This window comes from Microcystis sp. M31BS1, assembly GCF_020245285.1.
In the GTDB taxonomy this organism is placed as follows: domain Bacteria; phylum Cyanobacteriota; class Cyanobacteriia; order Cyanobacteriales; family Microcystaceae; genus Microcystis; species Microcystis panniformis.
This window is the reverse complement of record NZ_JADBVE010000349.1, coordinates 1-17,151: the sequence shown is the minus strand read 5'-3', so window position 1 is coordinate 17,151 and position 17,151 is coordinate 1. Positions and strand designations below refer to the sequence as shown.

The following is a 17,151-nucleotide window of genomic DNA, read 5'->3' as shown; positions in this document are numbered from 1 at the left end:
TTGTTCCCAGTATTATTACTACTAATACTATCCATAAAGGGTGTCTTTTTCCTTGATCTTTCCGAAAGTCCTTGACTTGTTTCAGTTTTTCTATTAAGCTCAACATATATTTAAAAGGTTGGCGGTCACTTCTCATTTTACAAAGACAGTGATCGCTTTTACTTTTGATATTCTGATGGGAGAATGAAATAGCCCTACGTTGACGCGACCACCCTAAAAAAGTGGCGTGGTGAGGAATCGCCGTCCGTTTTACGCCGGCGAGGATGTCAAATGATCGAGTTAAACCTGAGCATCAAGATTCTACCATGGAGATCGAACGTCTTAACGCCCTTTCCGATAATTATATTTTCCTCCTCTACGATCGAGCGCAAAAAATCGCAGCCGTGGTGGATCCGGCGGAACCTGAACCCGTTTTCAGGCGATTGGAGGCTTTACAGGTGGATTTAGTCGCTATTTTCAATACCCATCACCACGGCGACCATGTGGGGGCTAATCAGGCTTTAATTAATCGTTATCCCCATCTTTGTGTTTATGGGGGAAAGGAGGATCGCGGTCGCATTCCGGGGCAGCAGCTGTTTTTAGCGGAGGGGGATCGGGTGGAATTTGCCGGTCGCTCGGCCGAGGTTTTCTTTGTCCCCGGCCACACTCGCGCTCATATTGCCTACTATTTTCCCCCAGTTAACCCCGGAGATTACGGCGAGTTATTCTGTGGTGATACCCTGTTTTCGGGGGGTTGTGGTCGTTTATTTGAGGGAACACCGGGGCAAATGGTGGCTTCTTTAACTAAATTGCGATCGCTGCCTGACCAGACTAGGGTTTGGTGCGCTCACGAATATACGTTAAATAATTTAAAGTTTGCCTTGACAGTTGACCCTAATAATGCTGCTCTGCAACAGCGTTATCGGGAAGTGGAGAAAAATCGCGCCCAAGATCTTCCCACGATTCCAGCAATTTTGGGGACGGAAAAGCTGACTAATCCTTTTTTGCGTTGGGATAGTCCCGCTTTGGCAATGACCATGGATAGCAACGAACCAGTACAAGTGTTTGCACGGCTGCGGGGGAAAAAAGATAATTTTTAACTGGTAGCTAAGTAGGTAGGTGTTAAAAACTGTCAAAACCCCCCTTAATAAGGGGGGTAGGGGGGATATCCCCTGATTAAGGGGGGTAGGGGGGATATCCCCTGATTAAGGGGGGTAGGGTTGATTTGTAGGGTTGATTCATGAATCATCCCTACTAGGGGGTAGGGGGGATCAAAGGCAAAATCTATCTCTACAAGCTCAAGGGTTGCGGATCTAACTTCAAATCGGCAAGACTGACATCACCGTGACCATTTACCGCCACCTCTAGGGGCAAATTGCCGTGATAAGCTTGGATTAACAGGGTTTTTAAGTCCTCGATCAGGGGATAACGGGGATTGGCTCCGGTACACTGATCATCGAAAGCTTGTTCGGCTAAATGGTCTAATTTGGCCATAAATTCGGCTTCACTTTCGGGAATTACCTCTTTAATACTGGCCGGAATACCGATTTCCCGTTTTAGACATTCGATCGCTAATACTAATCTTTCCACACTTTCGGTCTCGCTTTCTCCTCCCAGTCCCAGGGAATGGGCGATCCTGGCATAGCGCCATTTTACGTTAGGATATTTGTACTGAGAGAAGGTGGCCTGTTTAAAGGGGGCATCGGTGGCATTATAGAGGATGACGTGGGAAATCATCAAGGCATTGGCCAGACCGTGGGGAATGTGGAAAATTGCCCCCAATTGGTGGGCCATGGAGTGACAGATGCCTAAAAAGCCATTAGCGAAGGCCATTCCTGCCATTGTCGCCGCGTAATGGACTTTCTCCCGCGCTTTCGGGTCTTTAGCTCCGTTATGATAGGAACTGGGCAAGTATTTAAACAGCAGTCGGATGGCATCTTGAGCAAGAGCGTTAGTATATTCTGAGGCTAAAACCGAGACGTAGGACTCAAGAGCGTGAGTTAAAGCGTCAATTCCGCCGTAGGCTGTTAATTTTTTCGGCATATTCAGCACTAATTCCGGATCAACAATTGCCATGCTGGGAGTTAGGGCATAATCTGCCAAAGGATACTTAATATTATTACGGCGATCGGTCACGACGGCGAAGGGAGTCACTTCCGATCCTGTTCCCGAAGTGGTGGGAATACAAACCATCAGAGCTTTTTCGCCTAAAGGGGGCAATTCATAGACTCGTTTGCGGATATCCATAAAACGCATCGCCAAGCTCTCGAATTCTATCTCTGGATGCTCGTAGAGTAGCCACATGATTTTAGCGGCATCCATGGGGGAACCACCACCGATAGCGATAATCACATCGGGATTGAAGGTATTAATGACATTTAACCCCCGTTCGACGGTTTCTAGGGAAGGATCGGGTTCCACATCATAAAAGATATTAATCGTGATGCCGATTTCTTCTAAAACTTCCTCTAAAGGTGCGGTAACTCCTAGGTCAAAAAGAGGTTTATCGGTGACAATAAAGGCCCGTTTTTTGCCGGCTAATTCCCGAATAGCGACCGGTAATGACCCGTATTTAAAATATACTTTTGGTGGTACTCGGAACCAAAGCATATTTTCCCGGCGCTCGGCCACGGTTTTAATATTTAATAGGTGGGTAGGTTCGACGTTTTCGCTGATGGAATTACCGCCCCAAGTGCCACAACCGAGGGTTAAACTAGGATCGAGACGGAAGTTATAGATATCACCGATCGCACCTTGGGAGGAAGGGGTATTAATTAATACCCGGGCCGTTTCTACGTTGTCTTCAAAGCGTTTAATATGTTCCCGATTTGAGGGTGCGGTATAAAGCACGGCCGTATGACCTCGACCGGCAAATAAGACCAGTTTTTCGGCTTTTTTCACCCCATCTTCAAAGTCTTTCGCTCGGTACATAGCTAAAATTGGCGAGAGTTTTTCGTAGGAAAATGGTTCCTCTAAGCCAATATTTTCCACTTCTCCGATTAGTAAGCGTGTATCTTCGGGAACAAAAATTCCAGCCATAACGGCTAATTTTCCCACCGGTTGCCCAACGATATCGGGGTTAATATGACCATCTTTTAGGAGAATCCTGACGACTTTTTCCCTTTCTTCAGGGGAAAGAAGATAGGACCCGCGATCAATAAATTCCTGTCGAACTTCTTCATAGATGCTATCGACAACGATTACCGATTGTTCGGAGGCGCAAATCATGCCATTATCGAAGGTTTTACTGAGAATAATCGAGGAAACAGCCATTTTTATGTGAGCGGTTTCGTCAATTAAAGCGGGGGTATTGCCGGCACCAACTCCTAGGGAAGGTCTTCCCGAAGAATAGGCCGCTTTTACCATACCAGGACCGCCGGTAGCGAGGATTAAATTAATGCTGGGATGTTGCATTAATGCTTGGGAAAGTTCCACCGATGGCTGATCGATCCAACCAATAATACCGGCCGGTGCGCCCGCTTTCACGGCCGCTTCCAAGACAATTTTGGCCGCCGCGATCGTGCAGTCTTTGGCTCGCGGATGGGGGGAAAAAATGATGCCGTTACGGGTTTTCAGGGCAATTAGGGCTTTAAAAATGGCTGTGGAGGTGGGATTTGTGGTGGGTACGATCCCCGCTAAAATGCCCACGGGTTCGGCGATTTTTTGCAATCCAAAGGATTTATCTTCTTCGATAATGCCGCAGGTTTTGCTGTGTTTATATTTGTTGTAGATGATTTCTGAGGCAAAATGGTTTTTAATCACTTTATCCTCTATTACCCCCATCTCTGTCTCTTGTACGGCCATTTTAGCCAAGGGAATGCGAGCGTTGTTGGCTGCTAATGCCGCTTTTTTGAAGATAAGATCTACTTGTTCTTGGCTATAGTTGGCAAATTGTTGTTGAGCTTTTTTTACCTGTTGTATCAGTTCTTCTAGCTCTTGTCTATTGGTAACTGTCATAACAATTTTGTGGATGAAATTAGACATTTTATTTTCTTATAGCGTTTTTCGGCAAGGGATTCACTTAATCTTGGGATTTTCTTTATAGTTTCCTAAGCATTGGTATTATAGGATACTAATTCTAAATCCATTGAGCATAGGTGACATATCAGGACAGGCACTCATGCAAGAGGCACTCATGCAAAGGGGAGAATAAATAATCAGTTTTTAATAACTGGATTTAGTATAAATTATGATTGACCAGTACCTAGAAAAAGTTTGAGGACAGAGACTCAATGATCAAGTTACCAGAAATTCAAGCCGTGTTCGAGAAGCTGGTTCTATTCCGCGCTCCTTGAGTGAAAAGTTTAAAGTTGATCACAGCTTGGCAACGGATTCAGGGTGAGATTCAACATCAAACTAGGATATCTCTAAACTCTAGAAAATAAATATCTTCAGAGCCACCGAATCAAAGAGAATTAAATCACTCAATTTTGATGATATTTTGAATAATTAATCTAAACCCAGTTTCTTGGCGAAATTTTTCCATCCTCTCCTGTTGTGAAGTCTGAAAGTTAGGCTTTTTGTTATTAGCAATGTAGGCTTTTCTAGACGAATAATCCTCTATACCATGATTTTCAATAAATACCCGAATTGTGTTTCTTAGTTGCTCTTCTCCGTCTCCTACCCACCCCGAATTTTTCCCCTTTCGTTCTTTTAATTCTACAAAAATCAAACAATTAGCATAGGTCAGCATTCCATCACAGCGTTTATCCATACCACTACCATCGACTTTTCTAATTTCAATACATTTATCAATAGCGGTAAATGTCACTTCAATTTCTTGAGAGTTTTCCACAATAGCAATCCAATCACTGGGATTTTCTGTATCTAAATAAGCGGGAGTTTCTGGGGGAGGTGGCTGATCACAAATTCCAAATTTATGCCGATGGGTTTGACTCTGACATTTTTTATCAAAGAAATTTATCTTCATAACTGTTCTTCGATTTCTAGTAAATCATCAAAAAGCTGATTTGTCTCTCCCAGGGAAAGATTGAGATAATTTTCATCAGAAGGTAAACCATTATATGTAGCAAGTTCTCGGATTTCTCCTTGCTCTGTTAATTCATATACAATAGCATCTTCTGCCGCTATACAAGAGGCTTTCGGGACAATTTGGTTGAGCTTTTCTTGGAGATAATCGGCGTTATAAATCGCTGATGATAGGATTTTTTTGATAACTTTATCCGCTTTGATAGCTAGGGTTAGATCGTTGATAATATAAGGACTATGAGTAGTTAAAATTAGTTTATTTCCCTGGGTTAAATTGGCAAATTCAAATAATTTATATAAAATCTTTTTCTGAGATTGGGGAAATAGATTCTGCTCGATTTCTTCCACAATATTTACAAAACACTCATTGCGGTATTTAGAAGATAACACTTCTAGTGCTGCCCTTTTTAGGTCATCGGAAAGATTATCATTAGAGATAATTTTCTCGATTTCCATTTTTAATCTTTTTTGCTCCTCTCCACTGAGTTCATTGCGGGAATTTTCTTGAGTTCGATTGATCGATAAAGCAATATTTCGAGAAACGAGAAATAAAGGAACAAAAGACTGAAAACCACTGGAAGCTTCTGATAGATTTAGTTGATAATCACTACCCACAATCTTTGCCAGTCTATTAAGTTTATCAAATTCCAATTTAACCTCACCTACTGGCAAAGTCAAACTGCCAGATAATTCCTGTTGTGAGCGATCCAATTCTTCCCAGAAAGTATATAATGATTCTGGCAGTCCTTTGAGTTTTTCTGGCCATCTTACTGCACTCAAAAAGTTTCGCTCTGCTGGTACATACATAATTTTTGGTACTCGATACTTTGGATTATCAGTACGCTCGATCGATAATTTAGCATTTTCAAAACTAATTCGATAAACATCTCCATTGTATTCAATTTGGGTTTCGGGTAAAAAGTAATTGGTTAAATTTTGGTATTGACAAAAAGATTTAACAAAACGATTATATTTAGTCACATATTTTTCCTCTAAATCCCCACGATATAGAGCTTTTTCCAACCAGCTTAATGTTGATATTAATTTAGCAATGCTACTTTTTCCAGTTCCTTGATTACCGATAAAAATCGTTACTTTCCGAACGTCGATAAAACCATCATTTTCTAGTAAACCCGCCTTAATTGGACCGAAGTTTTTAACTTTAATTTGGCTCATTGTTATCCCCTTGATTGACGATAAGTGGGTGGGTGGAATTAAATATAAGATGAACGTAGGTTGGGTTGAAGCATGAAACCCAACACCTGCTCATGTTACGCTACCGCTAACCCATCCTACAAATAATTGTGCCTCCCTACTTAATAAATTTTGGCCAGTAATTTGTCCCGAAAAAAGCTCGTGTTTAACACGAGCTAAATTAACTAACTTCAAGGACTAATTAGCCACCGACCTTAACTACCGGTTTAAAACTGGGAACAACCAGTTCACTGTCCTGTTTAGTCAGCTTATTGTATAACCGTTCCGTATTGGGGAAATTAGCAGCTGGTAGAGTCGGGAAACGACGATAGGGAACCGTATCTTCACCAAATAATTGTAGGTATTCCATGCTATTAACCATGGCACCAATAAAGGCCTTTAATCCCTGAGTTGCCAGAATTTGGTTATATTTCTGGATTTCTTTTTGATTCAAGGGAGCGCGACCTAAGAAGTGCTTGGTTCCCAATTCAATTACTTTCGTATTCGGATAGGGAGCATAGAATTCTTTCAGGTAAAGATCCGAACCACCTAAACCCTCAATAAACTCTTTCACCGTGATCTCAGCATTGCTTAATTTACTCTCTAAAGCGGTAAATTCGGCATTGATGATATAGGGTTCGAGATCCCGTTCAAAAATCTGACGATAGGCAGCACGAACAGTATTTTGTACGGCAACTTTATCGAGATTAGTTAACAGTTTAAAGACCTTAGTTTGTTCCCGTTGAACCGTGACACCTTGACCGACACGAGATTGAATATCGGGTTCAGTGCGAATCGAGATCGAAGGTGTACCCAATTCAATAAAGCGGGGGGTTTCCTCTTTATCAACTCTTTGGCCGATATCTTCGCGGAGATTGCCCAAACGCACCATCCGTAACTGCATCCCTTGGGGAGTTAGATAGCGCTCGTAGGGAACCGTATCTTCGCCAAAAGCTTCCGTATATTCAGGACTATCGATAATGGCATCGATTAAAGCATAGAAGCCTTTTTTCGAGCAGATATCGAAGTATTGATTCATTTCCTGACGACCGTAGGTGGGACGACCGAGCAGACGACGGTGAATATATTCGATCGCTTTTACCACATAGAGAGGAGTCCAGTAGATTTTCCGGAAAGTCTCGGATTTAGCTAGGGTTTTGATAAACTCGCGCAGAGTAATATCGCCATTTTCCAACTTAATCTCGGCCACGGATAAACGCTGACCTTCGTAGGGCATTCGACCGAAAACCTGACGATAAGCCGCTAAAATCACTCTTTGGGTGGAACTTTCGCCAAATTTAACGCTCACCCCATTGCTAGAACCGGGTAACTCGTTATTGAGACGGAAAACTTTCGGTCCCAAAGTACCGGGGAATTCACCTCGGGCGCCGGGGTTGCTATTTTGGTTATTAGTGGCAGGTCCGCGGTGGATGAGGATACGTTTGCTATCTTTACCAAAGGGAGCGGGACTAGAACTAGGTTCCCGGGTTTCTTTCGGGAAAATTGCCCCAAATTGGATTTCTAGGGGGTCATTTCCAGAACCGTAAACGTGCTGATCCGGTAAGGGGCGATCGTATTTAGCAAAGGTGGTGATAAATTGGGGAACTTTGCGGAAAGGTGCGCTGTAGTTAAACAGGTCAATCTGCATCCCCCAGTTACGACATTCCTGCGCTTCTGCACCCAAACCACGGAGATAGGGAACGGTTTCTTCGCCGAAATAGTCAGAATACTCCTGAGAATCGACTAAAGCATCGATTAAGGCCGCTAAACCGCCGCTAGAGACGATCGAGAAGTATTTCTGCACTTCTTCCCGGGAGGAAGGACCGCGACCGAGGAAATGACGGAAAGCCAATTCTAGGGCGCGACTATTGATAAAAGGTTCAAAGAACTGTTTACGATAGAGAGGCGATTTACCGAGACGACGGACGAATTCTTTCATCGAGATGTCGCCGTTTTTCACCTTCGATTCTAGGTCAGAAATGGACTGACTATAGGCGCGGGTGATGTCCCGTTCAAAAATTTGTCTGTAGGCAGCCTTGATAATCGAAGATTTTTCCGACTCCGATAAACCGGTTTTCATGACAAACTTTTGCCGTTTTTCGGCACCATTGTAGTAGCTTTGGGGAAGACTTAAACCCTGTTGGTCACTACTGGGACGCTGACGCAGTTTATTAGAGGGGGTGGGGGCTTTTAATTCCCCTAGTAGGATATTGAAATAGTCACTGATTAAAGTGGCCGCATCCTTGTCTCTCTGGAAATACTCGATCGAAGCGGCCCGCATTTCCTGTAGGGCCACGATGGTGGCATCAATAGAACAGGCATTTTCGAGAACTTCCCTTAAACCGCGGGTATTAACGATCAGGATACTGGTATCACCAGCCACGATCGCATAGGTAATATAACGCAGGAACCAGGATAAATCCCGGAGGGACTTCTGCATATTGCTCGGACCGTAACGAGAGACGTTAATCGGTCGGAATCCGGGGGGAATCGGGCCGCTAGAGGCGAAAATCCCCTTTAAGCCACCGAGGATGCCACTACCGCCACCAGACCCGCTTTCAGCGTAGGTAACGGTTCCTAATTTCATCCCTTCCTGGACGTTGATAACTTTACCCGCACCCACCAGGGCCAATTCTTCCACGGGGGGTTTTTCTAGATAGGCCATGGGTGAACCACCGGTAAAAATCCGGTTAGCTGCCCGCGAGACGATCAGATCGGAGTTCCGGGTGAGCGTTTGGGCAATATCTAAACGCTTGCTCCCCGATTGGAAGTAGGCGATCAGTTCGTTGAGTTCGGGTTTATCGAGAAAGCGGTCTTGTTGTTCTGCTTGGGTAATGGCAGATACTGGGACGGTTTGATAGAGTTGGGGACGCGCTAAGGAGCTGCCACCGCTTGCCTTAAGACTCATTGGATTTTAACTATCTCCCTTGACGATGTGCTGAGTTCTCCAATCGTGGAGGCGATCGGTCTTAAAACCAGATGTTTAAAAATTTAATCAGCATCTAGATTAAAACTTTTTGCGCTTCCTGAGATAGTTTATTAAGAATTATATAGATTTTTTTCGCTCAAGTTGCCGATTGGTCTATTCTGACACCCCACCTGTATGGGAGGCTAACCAGTCTAAATAGGTCTGTGAACCCGCCACAATCGGTAAAGCGATGATTTCTGGGACGGCATAGCTATGAAGTTCCTGTATCTTCGCCGATAACTGCTCAAACTGCTTTAAATCGGTTTTGATCACTAATTGCCATTCGCTCTCGTTTTCAATCTGTCCCTGCCAACGATAAATGGAACGCATCGGGTAAATACTGACACAAGCGGCTAGGCGATCGTTAAGTAAGGCGATCGCTAAGTTTTCCGCTTCCGTTTCGCTGGCCGTTGTCACCAGCACCACTCCAAAACCGGTTAATTTTTCAGTCATAAGTAGTCGTGCAAAATAAATTTCCTAGTGAAGATAGGCACTCATGCAAAAGGAGGAATAGATAATCAGTCTTTAATAACCGGATTTAGTATGATAACCGATAACTGATCACTGATCACTGATCACTGATAACTGATAACTGATAACTGATAACTGATAACTGAATTTAGGCGATCGCTTTTTCTAAAGCGGCCAGATCGGGAATACAGAGAGATTCCTGCTGTCGTTGAATCAGGCCTTTTTTCTGCAATTTGGTCAAGGAGCGGGTCACAGTTTCCCGGGCAAGTCCACTAATACTACTCAACTCCCGGTGAGGTAGATTAGGAATTATCGCACCCTGACCGCTTTTTTCTCCTTGACCTTCGGCTAAAAAGAGTAAAGTATCGGCCACTCTGGAGAGACTATCGGCCTCGCGCAAACGTAAACGCCGGTTAAGTTGACGCAAACGCTTGGCCATTAACTGAGAAAGACGAATTCCCGCTAAAGGTTCCGATTTGAGCAGATTAACAAAATCTTGGGCGGGAATACTGCTAATTGTGGCCGTGGTTAAGGTGATAGCATCGCTGGAGCGGGTAGATTTGTCTAAAGCGGCCATTTCTCCGACTATTTCCCCTTTACCGACGATATTTAAGGTGACTTCTTTACCCGACCTATCGTAAGTACGAATTTTCACCCAACCATCCAGAATAAAGTAAACCGAACCACCCCAATCATTTTCTAATAAAATCGCCCGATTAGCAGGATGAGTTCGGGTGACAGCATGAGAAGTAACTTGATCGAGGGTTTCAGGGGGCAAACCGACCAATAAGGTGGCTGTATCCAATAATTTTTGAATCTCTGCTGATTTTTCCGCAGGATAGCGTTTTTCTTCCATGGTTTAATATTTAAATTTTGTTCGTTTTAGGCAGGTGATTCTACAATGGAAAGTTGTGGGTATTTTTAATGATCCAGTGACCGATAAACAGGATTTTTCCTCCCTACTGACCGAGATCGATCGGATTCTTTCTGGGGTGATTTCGTCTCTAGTTAACCCGCAAGAAGTTACTTCCGAGACAATTATCGCCACTCGTCAACATTTAGAATCGGCCAGAGTGATGCTTTCTCCCTTATTGTTGCCCGCTCCAACCCCTGAAGTTGCCCGTTGGTCCCTGGGAATGGAGGTGCAACCAGAGGGGGTGAAAATCGTCTTTTTTCGGGAAAGCCAAGGATTAATCGATTTTTATCCTCTTTCTTGGAGTCTGGCAACGGGAACAAGCGATCGCTTACCCTGCTCCCAGGTGGACGAATATCTAATTAGTTGGCTATCTCATCGGGATTTTAGCACCGATTCTTGGCTCTGGGAAGCCTTAGAGCGATTAGAAGCTATCATTATCACCGACGATGGGGAAACCTCCACGGATGACCTGAAAAAAGCCCTTCTCAGCGCGCAACTAATACCCCCCGATCGCCTATCTAGTCTAGAAACAGCGATCGCTACTGCTCTGGCCCATATTCCCACTAGCGACCAACCCCAAACCCAAACCCTACTGGTGATCGAAGGTAAACGAGAGACTACCACTTTAGCACTGCTGGAAGTCCCGCCGCAAACTCGCTCTTTATCCCGTCAAGCGATCGCTCTGAGCCATTTTAACTACGGGGAAAACACCTATGAACGAGCCATACTCTCTCAGTTAATTTATCCTCTCTGGCGTTCTTTTTTGCCTCTTTCCCGCTCCGATCTCACCGATACTAATCCCTTAAAAAAATCTTTACTGGCAGCCGCTAGATTAACCAAATTAATCCTGCAAGAAGAAAGCGAATTTACCTCCTCTCTAGCCGGTCATACTTGGACGGTCAGTCGCAGCGATTTAAATAAGAAGGTCATTATACCATATCTAGATAATTTAAGACAAAAAATTAATGATTTGTTAGAAAAACAGCAAAAAAGTCTTGAAGACATCGATCAAATAATTTTTAGCGGTAATTTTTTCTTAACCATTTGGCCCTATTTTCTAACAGAAATACAGCAAGAATTTGCTGGTTGCAATCTAGAGTCCCCCAGTCAAGAAACCTTCTCACCAGCAATCTTAGGTTTGGGTCGTCTCTGTTTATTTTCGGCTCTTAGAGGTGAGAAGGTCAATAATGCTTAAAAACATCAACTTCAGCATCAGTCAAAAGTCAAAATTTAGGTGTGAATAGAATTTTTAGGGTAATTGTGGGGAATACTAAAAGGAAAACTTCGTATCTCACCATTAAGATAACTGCCGTAAACCCAACTGAACCCATTCTATTCAGAATCGTCATTATAAATATCTTGGAGAGTTTTATTTTCGTAGCGTTCCTGATCTTGATTTTTGCCGCGACGGGAAGGACGACGGTATTTTTTATTGGCTAACTTGGGTTCGTAGGTTTCTTGACCTGCTTCTTTAATTTTTAACTTTAAACTTGACTCTTTTGTGCTAGTTTTCTGTAATGACTGTTCTCGTGCGATCGCTTCTTCTAAAAACTCTAAATAATGTTGGTAACGTTCCCAATCTCCCCTCACCACACAGTTAGGTTCCCGACGGTGAGTACAATCATTAAATTGACAATTTCCTAAAGCTAAACGCTGTCTCACTTCCGGAAAATAAAAAGTTAATTGTTCCGGTAAACAGTTAAGATCAGGTTGGTTAAAACCCGGACTATCGGCCAATAAACCCCGATTTGGTAAAGCAAATAACTGCACATGACGGGTAGTGTGACGACCTTTTTGCAGTTTTCCCGACACATCCCCCACCCGTTGGTTAATCTCAGGAATTAGGCAATTAATTAAACTCGATTTTCCCACCCCCGAAGGACCGGCCAAGAGAGTGATTTTATGGTTTAATTGTGCCAATAAAGCCTCAAATCCCCGATTTTTCTCGACACTGACAAAAAAAGGCCGGTATCCCCAAGCAGCTAGGCGATCGCCCCAGAAATCTATTTGTTCGGGTTCCCCCAGATCAATTTTATTGACACAGACGGCAATTTCTAAGCCTGTGGACTCGGCTTTCACCAAAAAACGACTGATCAGCCAAGGATCGAGGACGGGTTCAGCAAGGGCAAAAACTAGCAAAATCTGCTCGATATTAGCAACGGCCGGCCGATCGATCTCGGTACTGCGGGGGAGGACTTCTGCGATCGCACCCTGCCGATCATCAAAATTGGCTTCCTCCACACGCACCCGATCACCAACCATCACCGATTGACCAATTTTTTGCAAGCGAGCGCGACGGGTACAGAGAAGATTCTCGCCCATAACGGCAGAATCCAAGCGTACCTGATAGAAATTCGCCTGTACGGCCACCACTGTACCGTATAAATCGGTTAATTGTGCATCTACCATTTAGGAATCGGGACGATAGACTTTGAGAACAAAAAAGCTATCTCGGTCCTCGATCGATTCTATCTGATAACCCTCCACTGTCAGGCTAGTGGGAACCTGTTCGATCGGTTCCCCGGCATCTAACCAGACTTCCAACCGTTCCCCGGCGGTCATTTTCTCTAATTGCAATTTTGTCCGGACAAAATTAATTGGGCAGGGAGTGCCGCGCAGGTCTAAAGTCATAATTATTTAGGGTTTGCTGAAAAAGTTTCTCCTAGGGGCAGGGTGTGGGGTGTGGGGTGTGGGGTGTGGGGTGTGGGGTGTGGGGAGAATAAATAAAATAATCTCCTATCTCCTGACTCCTGAATACTGACTCCTGCCGACCGCCGACCGCCCCCTGCCTCCGTTAACCGACAAGATTTTTAGATTTATTCAGCCTGCCCTATTTATGGAAGATATTACCTAAAAATCCCTCGATGCCGCCTTTCCCCACGGTTTCCCCGCGAACTTTTGCTAATTTTTCCAGTAAATCCCGTTCTTCTCCGGTGACACGGGTAGGAATCGAGATTTTAACGGTAATGCGATGATCACCGCGACTGACGGGATTGCCTAATTTAGGAACCCCCTTATTTTCTAAAATCAGTACGGTGTTCGGTTGAGTACCGGCAGGGATAGTCAGGTCTTCTTGGCCATCTACCGTATTAACTTTAATAGTACATCCTAAAATCGCTTGGATATAACTAATCGAGATATTCGATTTAATATCATTGCCTTCCCGTTGAAATTCTGTATCTGTTTCCACGGTTAGATAAACGAATAAATCCCCCGGCGGCCCGCCTTTAAGTCCTGCGTCACCTTCCCGGGCAACGCGCAATTTCATGCCGTTGTCAACCCCCGCGGGGATGGTAATTTTCAGTTTTTTGGTTTCCTGTTTACGTCCGGAACCGCCGCAAACGTCGCATTTTTCCTCGATCACTTCGCCAGCGCCGTCACAGGTGGGACAGACCGAAACCTGAGCAAAAGTACCGAAGGGAGTACGGGTGGCGCGACGTACTTGGCCAGCACCATTGCAAGTGGTACAAGTACGAGAACTGGTCCCAGGTCTGGCCCCACTGCCTTTACAGGTTTGACAGGTTTCCAGATGACGGATGCGGATTTCCTTTTCGCCGCCAAAGACCGCCTCGCGGAATTTTAGTCGAAAATCGAGACGTAGATCCTCGCCCCGGGTAGGGCCTGTGCGTCGGCGGGCCGTTGCTTGGCCGCCCATGCCCCCAAAACCACTAAAGATTGTCTCAAATATATCGGCGAAACCGCCCATATTGTCGGGATCAAAACCGGCAGCACCTCCAGAAACCCCGGCCTCACCAAAGCGGTCATAACGATTGCGGGTTTCCGGTTCCGAGAGAATTTCGTAGGCGCGGTTAATTTCTTTGAAGTGTTCCTCGGCTCCTGGTTCTTTGTTAACATCGGGATGGTATTTTCGGGCGAGACGACGATAGGCGCGTTTGATGTCTTCTTTGCCCGCATCTCGCGAGACACCTAGAATTTCGTAGTAATCAGTGGGCATAGGGGGCTATGGTTCTGCTGGCAATTTATAAATAAAGTTTAAGTCTAGTTGTTACTTTAACAAACTATACATAATAGTTTAGTTGGGTTATCCCTACTATTTTTTTGGTAAGGAAGTGGGGGAGTGGGGAAGTGGGGTGTGGGGGAGTGGGGAAGTGGGGAGAAAGTGGGGCGTGGGGTGTGGGGAGAAGGGGAGAAAAAAGCTGAAAACTCACATCTGATTACTGATTACTGGTCACTGATCACTTTTTAATCTACGGCCTCGTAGTCACTGGCACTCATTTCTTCGCCATCGTAGGGGTGATCATCACTGCCCGATTCGCTGAATTTAGTTTCCAGATTACTATAGGTTCTGGTTCTAGTGTGGGAGAAGGTTTGCCCGTCGGCGAAGATATTGGGGGGAGTGGTCCGGATGCGGGTGGGTCGGGTCAGTTTTTCGGTGACATTGATCGATTCAAAACCAGTACCGTTGAGGATTTGGGTGTCCTCTTGTTTACCCCTGTAGATGCGGGTACCGATTTCGAGGACAATCTGACGAAATTCTTCCAGGATGGTTTTTAGCTTTTCTGGGGATATGGAAGGGTCGCGCAGGGCGATTTCCAACTGTTGTCGCTTCTGGTCGGCCAGTTGCCGGATATCGGGGGCAACTAACTCGCTGTTTTCCCTGAGGGTGACTTCGTAGCTATAGAAAAGACTATCGCATTGCTGGCGAATATCGATCATTTGCAGACGACCGCAATCAAATTCGGCGTATTTTTCGGCTTCTAGGCGCATTTTTTCAATTTCGTTCGGTTTCAGCCCTCCAGTATGACTAATTAAAATGCTTTGTTCTTTGCCGGTGCCTTGGTCGCTGGCGGCCACTTTCAAGATGCCGTTAACATCGATCTCGAAGGCTACTTCGATTTGTGGCATACCCCTAGGGGCGGGAGGAATTCCCGTCAGGAGAAATTTACCGAGGGTTTTATTATCCCGGGCCATGGCCCTTTCCCCTTGCAGAACATGAATTTCCACCGAAGTTTGACCATCGGCAGCGGTGGAGAAAACCTGAGATTTACTGGTGGGGATAGTGGTATTGCGATCGATAATTTTGGTAAAGACTTCGCCGAGGGTTTCAATGCCGAGGGAAAGGGGGGTGACATCGAGGAGGAGGATATCTTCTACTTCTCCACCTAAAACTCCCGCTTGAATCGCTGCCCCCAAAGCAACGGCCTCATCGGGGTTAACAGAGCGATCGATCTGGCCTGCAGAAAAGAAACGGGAGATTAATCGCTGTACGGCGGGGATTCTGGTGGAACCGCCCACGAGAATGACACGATTGATATCGCTAGGCTGCAGTTCGCTATCTTTGAGGGACTGTTGTACGGGTTCCAGGGTTTTTCCCACTAATTCTCTGGTTAATTCCTCGAATTTAGTGCGAGTTATTTCCAATTCTAGGTGTTTAGGGCCAGTTTCGTCGGCGGCGATGAAGGGGAGATTGATCGAGGTGGTAATCAGGCTAGAAAGCTCGATTTTGGCTTTTTCGGCGGCTTCTCGCAGTCTTTGGATCGCCATGCGATCGCTGGACAGATCGATGTTTTCTTGGCTTTGAAAGTTCTCCACCAGCCACCGCACTAAGAGGTTATCAAAATCGTCCCCCCCAAGATGGTTATTGCCGGCGGTGGCTTTCACTTCAAAGACTCCCTTCCCCAGTTGCAGGATGGAAACGTCGAAGGTTCCTCCCCCTAGGTCAAAAACGAGGATATGTTGATCTTCGTTTTGTTTATCTAAACCGTAGGCTAGGGCGGCGGCGGTGGGTTCGTTAATAATTCTTAATACTTCTAGTCCTGCGATTATCCCCGCGTCTTTAGTGGCCTGACGTTGGGCATCGGTAAAATAGGCGGGAACTGTAATCACGGCCTCGTTAATCGGTTCTCCCAGATAGGCCTCAGCATCGGCCTTTAATTTTTGCAGGATCATGGCCGAGATTTCTTGGGGGGTAAATTCCCGATCGCGAATTTTGATATTGACGGTATCATCGCGACCGCGTTGGCAATGATAGGCAACTCGTCCCCTTTCTACCTCGGTGTCTTGCCAGCGCCTACCGATAAAGCGTTTGATGCTATAGACGGTATTTTCGGCATTAGTGACCGCTTGACGTTTGGCCAGTTGTCCCACTAGGCGCTGGCCTTTGCCGAATCCCACGATACTAGGAGTTGTCCTTCCCCCTTCCGAGTTAGGAACTATAATCGGCTGACCTCCTTCGAGTACCGCAACACAACTGTTGGTTGTCCCTAAGTCGATGCCGATGACTTTTCCCATGACGCTCTAAATAATAACGATAGTTAATAGGATACAATCGCTGACAAAAATTGTCCCCAAATTAGAAAAGGGCTTTTTACCCCGTCTAATCTTGCCCCAGTTGAAAGCCGGTAGTTTTCCTCCGAGGCTAACAAAACTTGTTGGTAAAGTCGGCAAGCCTGCCCAGATCGATTTGTTGGACCATATATCAAGAGTAACCCACAACCAGTAATTTTGCTGATGCTTTCGCTCTCTATTCTTTGTATACTTTAGACGTTCATAATCTGAGATTTATTAAACTTCTGAAATCGTAGAGTCAGCAAGGAATCCAGTTCTTTTTTATGTTTCAGATGGGCATCATTCAGACATTCATAAATAGCTGAAGAAAAGTCAGAAAAGTTCT

The 17,151-nt window shown here is 45.1% G+C and carries 13 protein-coding genes and 1 pseudogene; 2 read left to right on the top strand and 12 right to left on the bottom strand.

The genetic code is table 11. The features are described from left to right. A partial coding sequence (locus IM509_RS24410; RefSeq protein WP_242029940.1) for a transposase family protein occupies positions 1-106 on the bottom strand: 106 nt, incomplete at its 3' end. A gap of 199 nt (positions 107-305) precedes the next feature. Here IM509_RS24410 and gloB point away from each other — a divergent pair. Continuing rightward, positions 306-1,079 carry a hydroxyacylglutathione hydrolase gene (gloB, locus tag IM509_RS19865; RefSeq protein WP_072926024.1) on the top strand — a complete coding sequence of 258 codons (774 nt, stop codon included), beginning with the start codon at positions 306-308 and terminating at the stop codon, positions 1,077-1,079. Between the two features lie 190 nt (positions 1,080-1,269). On the opposite strand, the gene adhE is transcribed toward gloB, so the two are convergent. The 6 genes from adhE to IM509_RS19835 all read right to left on the bottom strand — a co-directional run bounded on the left by adhE (position 1,270) and on the right by IM509_RS19835 (position 10,457). Further along, the gene (gene adhE, locus IM509_RS19860) at positions 1,270-3,936 is read right to left on the bottom strand and encodes a bifunctional acetaldehyde-CoA/alcohol dehydrogenase (protein ID WP_185237170.1); all 2,667 of its coding nucleotides are present in this window, start codon (positions 3,934-3,936) and stop codon (positions 1,270-1,272) included. A gap of 463 nt (positions 3,937-4,399) precedes the next feature. After that, positions 4,400-4,909, bottom strand: coding sequence for a hypothetical protein (locus tag IM509_RS19855; RefSeq protein ID WP_185237171.1), 510 nt, complete (start codon positions 4,907-4,909; stop codon positions 4,400-4,402). Next, positions 4,906-6,144: an AAA family ATPase gene (locus IM509_RS19850; protein ID WP_052276566.1), complete on the bottom strand. Its 1,239-nt coding sequence runs from the start codon at positions 6,142-6,144 to the stop codon at positions 4,906-4,908. The genes IM509_RS19855 and IM509_RS19850 overlap by 4 nt, the downstream gene beginning before the upstream one ends. 220 nt (positions 6,145-6,364) lie before the next feature. Continuing rightward, positions 6,365-9,070 carry a phycobilisome rod-core linker polypeptide gene (locus tag IM509_RS19845; RefSeq protein ID WP_072926019.1) on the bottom strand — a complete coding sequence of 902 codons (2,706 nt, stop codon included), beginning with the start codon at positions 9,068-9,070 and terminating at the stop codon, positions 6,365-6,367. 174 nt (positions 9,071-9,244) lie between these two features. Further along, complete coding sequence (gene cutA, locus IM509_RS19840; protein ID WP_052276567.1) at positions 9,245-9,583, bottom strand: divalent-cation tolerance protein CutA; 339 nt, start codon at positions 9,581-9,583, stop codon at positions 9,245-9,247. A 166-nt stretch (positions 9,584-9,749) separates the two neighbouring features. Beyond that, complete coding sequence (locus IM509_RS19835; protein WP_052276568.1) at positions 9,750-10,457, bottom strand: Crp/Fnr family transcriptional regulator; 708 nt, start codon at positions 10,455-10,457, stop codon at positions 9,750-9,752. Between the two features lie 55 nt (positions 10,458-10,512). On the opposite strand from IM509_RS19835, the gene IM509_RS19830 reads away from it, so the two are divergent. Further along, positions 10,513-11,712, top strand: coding sequence for an acetate and sugar kinases/Hsc70/actin family protein (locus IM509_RS19830; protein WP_052276569.1), 1,200 nt, complete (start codon positions 10,513-10,515; stop codon positions 11,710-11,712). Positions 11,713-11,849: 137 nt separating this feature from the next. Here the strand turns inward: IM509_RS19830 and rsgA are convergent, their stop codons facing one another. The 5 genes and pseudogenes from rsgA to IM509_RS19805 form a co-directional block, all read right to left on the bottom strand. Continuing rightward, positions 11,850-12,926, bottom strand: a complete 1,077-nt coding sequence (gene rsgA, locus IM509_RS19825; RefSeq protein WP_052276570.1) for a small ribosomal subunit biogenesis GTPase RsgA — start codon at positions 12,924-12,926, stop codon at positions 11,850-11,852. Continuing rightward, on the bottom strand, positions 12,927-13,148 hold the full coding sequence (locus IM509_RS19820; RefSeq protein ID WP_002738399.1) for a sulfurtransferase TusA family protein: 222 nt from the start codon (positions 13,146-13,148) through the stop codon (positions 12,927-12,929). 199 nt (positions 13,149-13,347) lie between these two features. Then, complete coding sequence (gene dnaJ / locus IM509_RS19815; RefSeq protein WP_052276571.1) at positions 13,348-14,472, bottom strand: molecular chaperone DnaJ; 1,125 nt, start codon at positions 14,470-14,472, stop codon at positions 13,348-13,350. 248 nt (positions 14,473-14,720) lie between these two features. Continuing rightward, on the bottom strand, positions 14,721-16,769 hold the full coding sequence (dnaK, locus tag IM509_RS19810; RefSeq protein ID WP_185237172.1) for a molecular chaperone DnaK: 2,049 nt from the start codon (positions 16,767-16,769) through the stop codon (positions 14,721-14,723). A 248-nt stretch (positions 16,770-17,017) separates the two neighbouring features. After that, positions 17,018-17,151, bottom strand: a pseudogene (locus IM509_RS19805) (IS630 family transposase); the annotation flags it as partial.

Coding starts and splice junctions, on each gene's coding strand:
- IM509_RS19845 (WP_072926019.1), bottom strand. CDS start 9,070: ATGAGTCTTAAGGCAAGCGGTGGCAGCTCCTTAGCGCGTCCCCAACTC.
- IM509_RS19850 (WP_052276566.1), bottom strand. CDS start 6,144: ATGAGCCAAATTAAAGTTAAAAACTTCGGTCCAATTAAGGCGGGTTTA.
- IM509_RS19855 (WP_185237171.1), bottom strand. CDS start 4,909: ATGAAGATAAATTTCTTTGATAAAAAATGTCAGAGTCAAACCCATCGG.
- IM509_RS19820 (WP_002738399.1), bottom strand. CDS start 13,148: ATGACTTTAGACCTGCGCGGCACTCCCTGCCCAATTAATTTTGTCCGG.
- rsgA (WP_052276570.1), bottom strand. CDS start 12,926: ATGGTAGATGCACAATTAACCGATTTATACGGTACAGTGGTGGCCGTA.
- cutA (WP_052276567.1), bottom strand. CDS start 9,583: ATGACTGAAAAATTAACCGGTTTTGGAGTGGTGCTGGTGACAACGGCC.
- gloB (WP_072926024.1), top strand. CDS start 306: ATGGAGATCGAACGTCTTAACGCCCTTTCCGATAATTATATTTTCCTC.
- dnaK (WP_185237172.1), bottom strand. CDS start 16,769: ATGGGAAAAGTCATCGGCATCGACTTAGGGACAACCAACAGTTGTGTT.
- adhE (WP_185237170.1), bottom strand. CDS start 3,936: ATGACAGTTACCAATAGACAAGAGCTAGAAGAACTGATACAACAGGTA.
- IM509_RS19835 (WP_052276568.1), bottom strand. CDS start 10,457: ATGGAAGAAAAACGCTATCCTGCGGAAAAATCAGCAGAGATTCAAAAA.
- dnaJ (WP_052276571.1), bottom strand. CDS start 14,472: ATGCCCACTGATTACTACGAAATTCTAGGTGTCTCGCGAGATGCGGGC.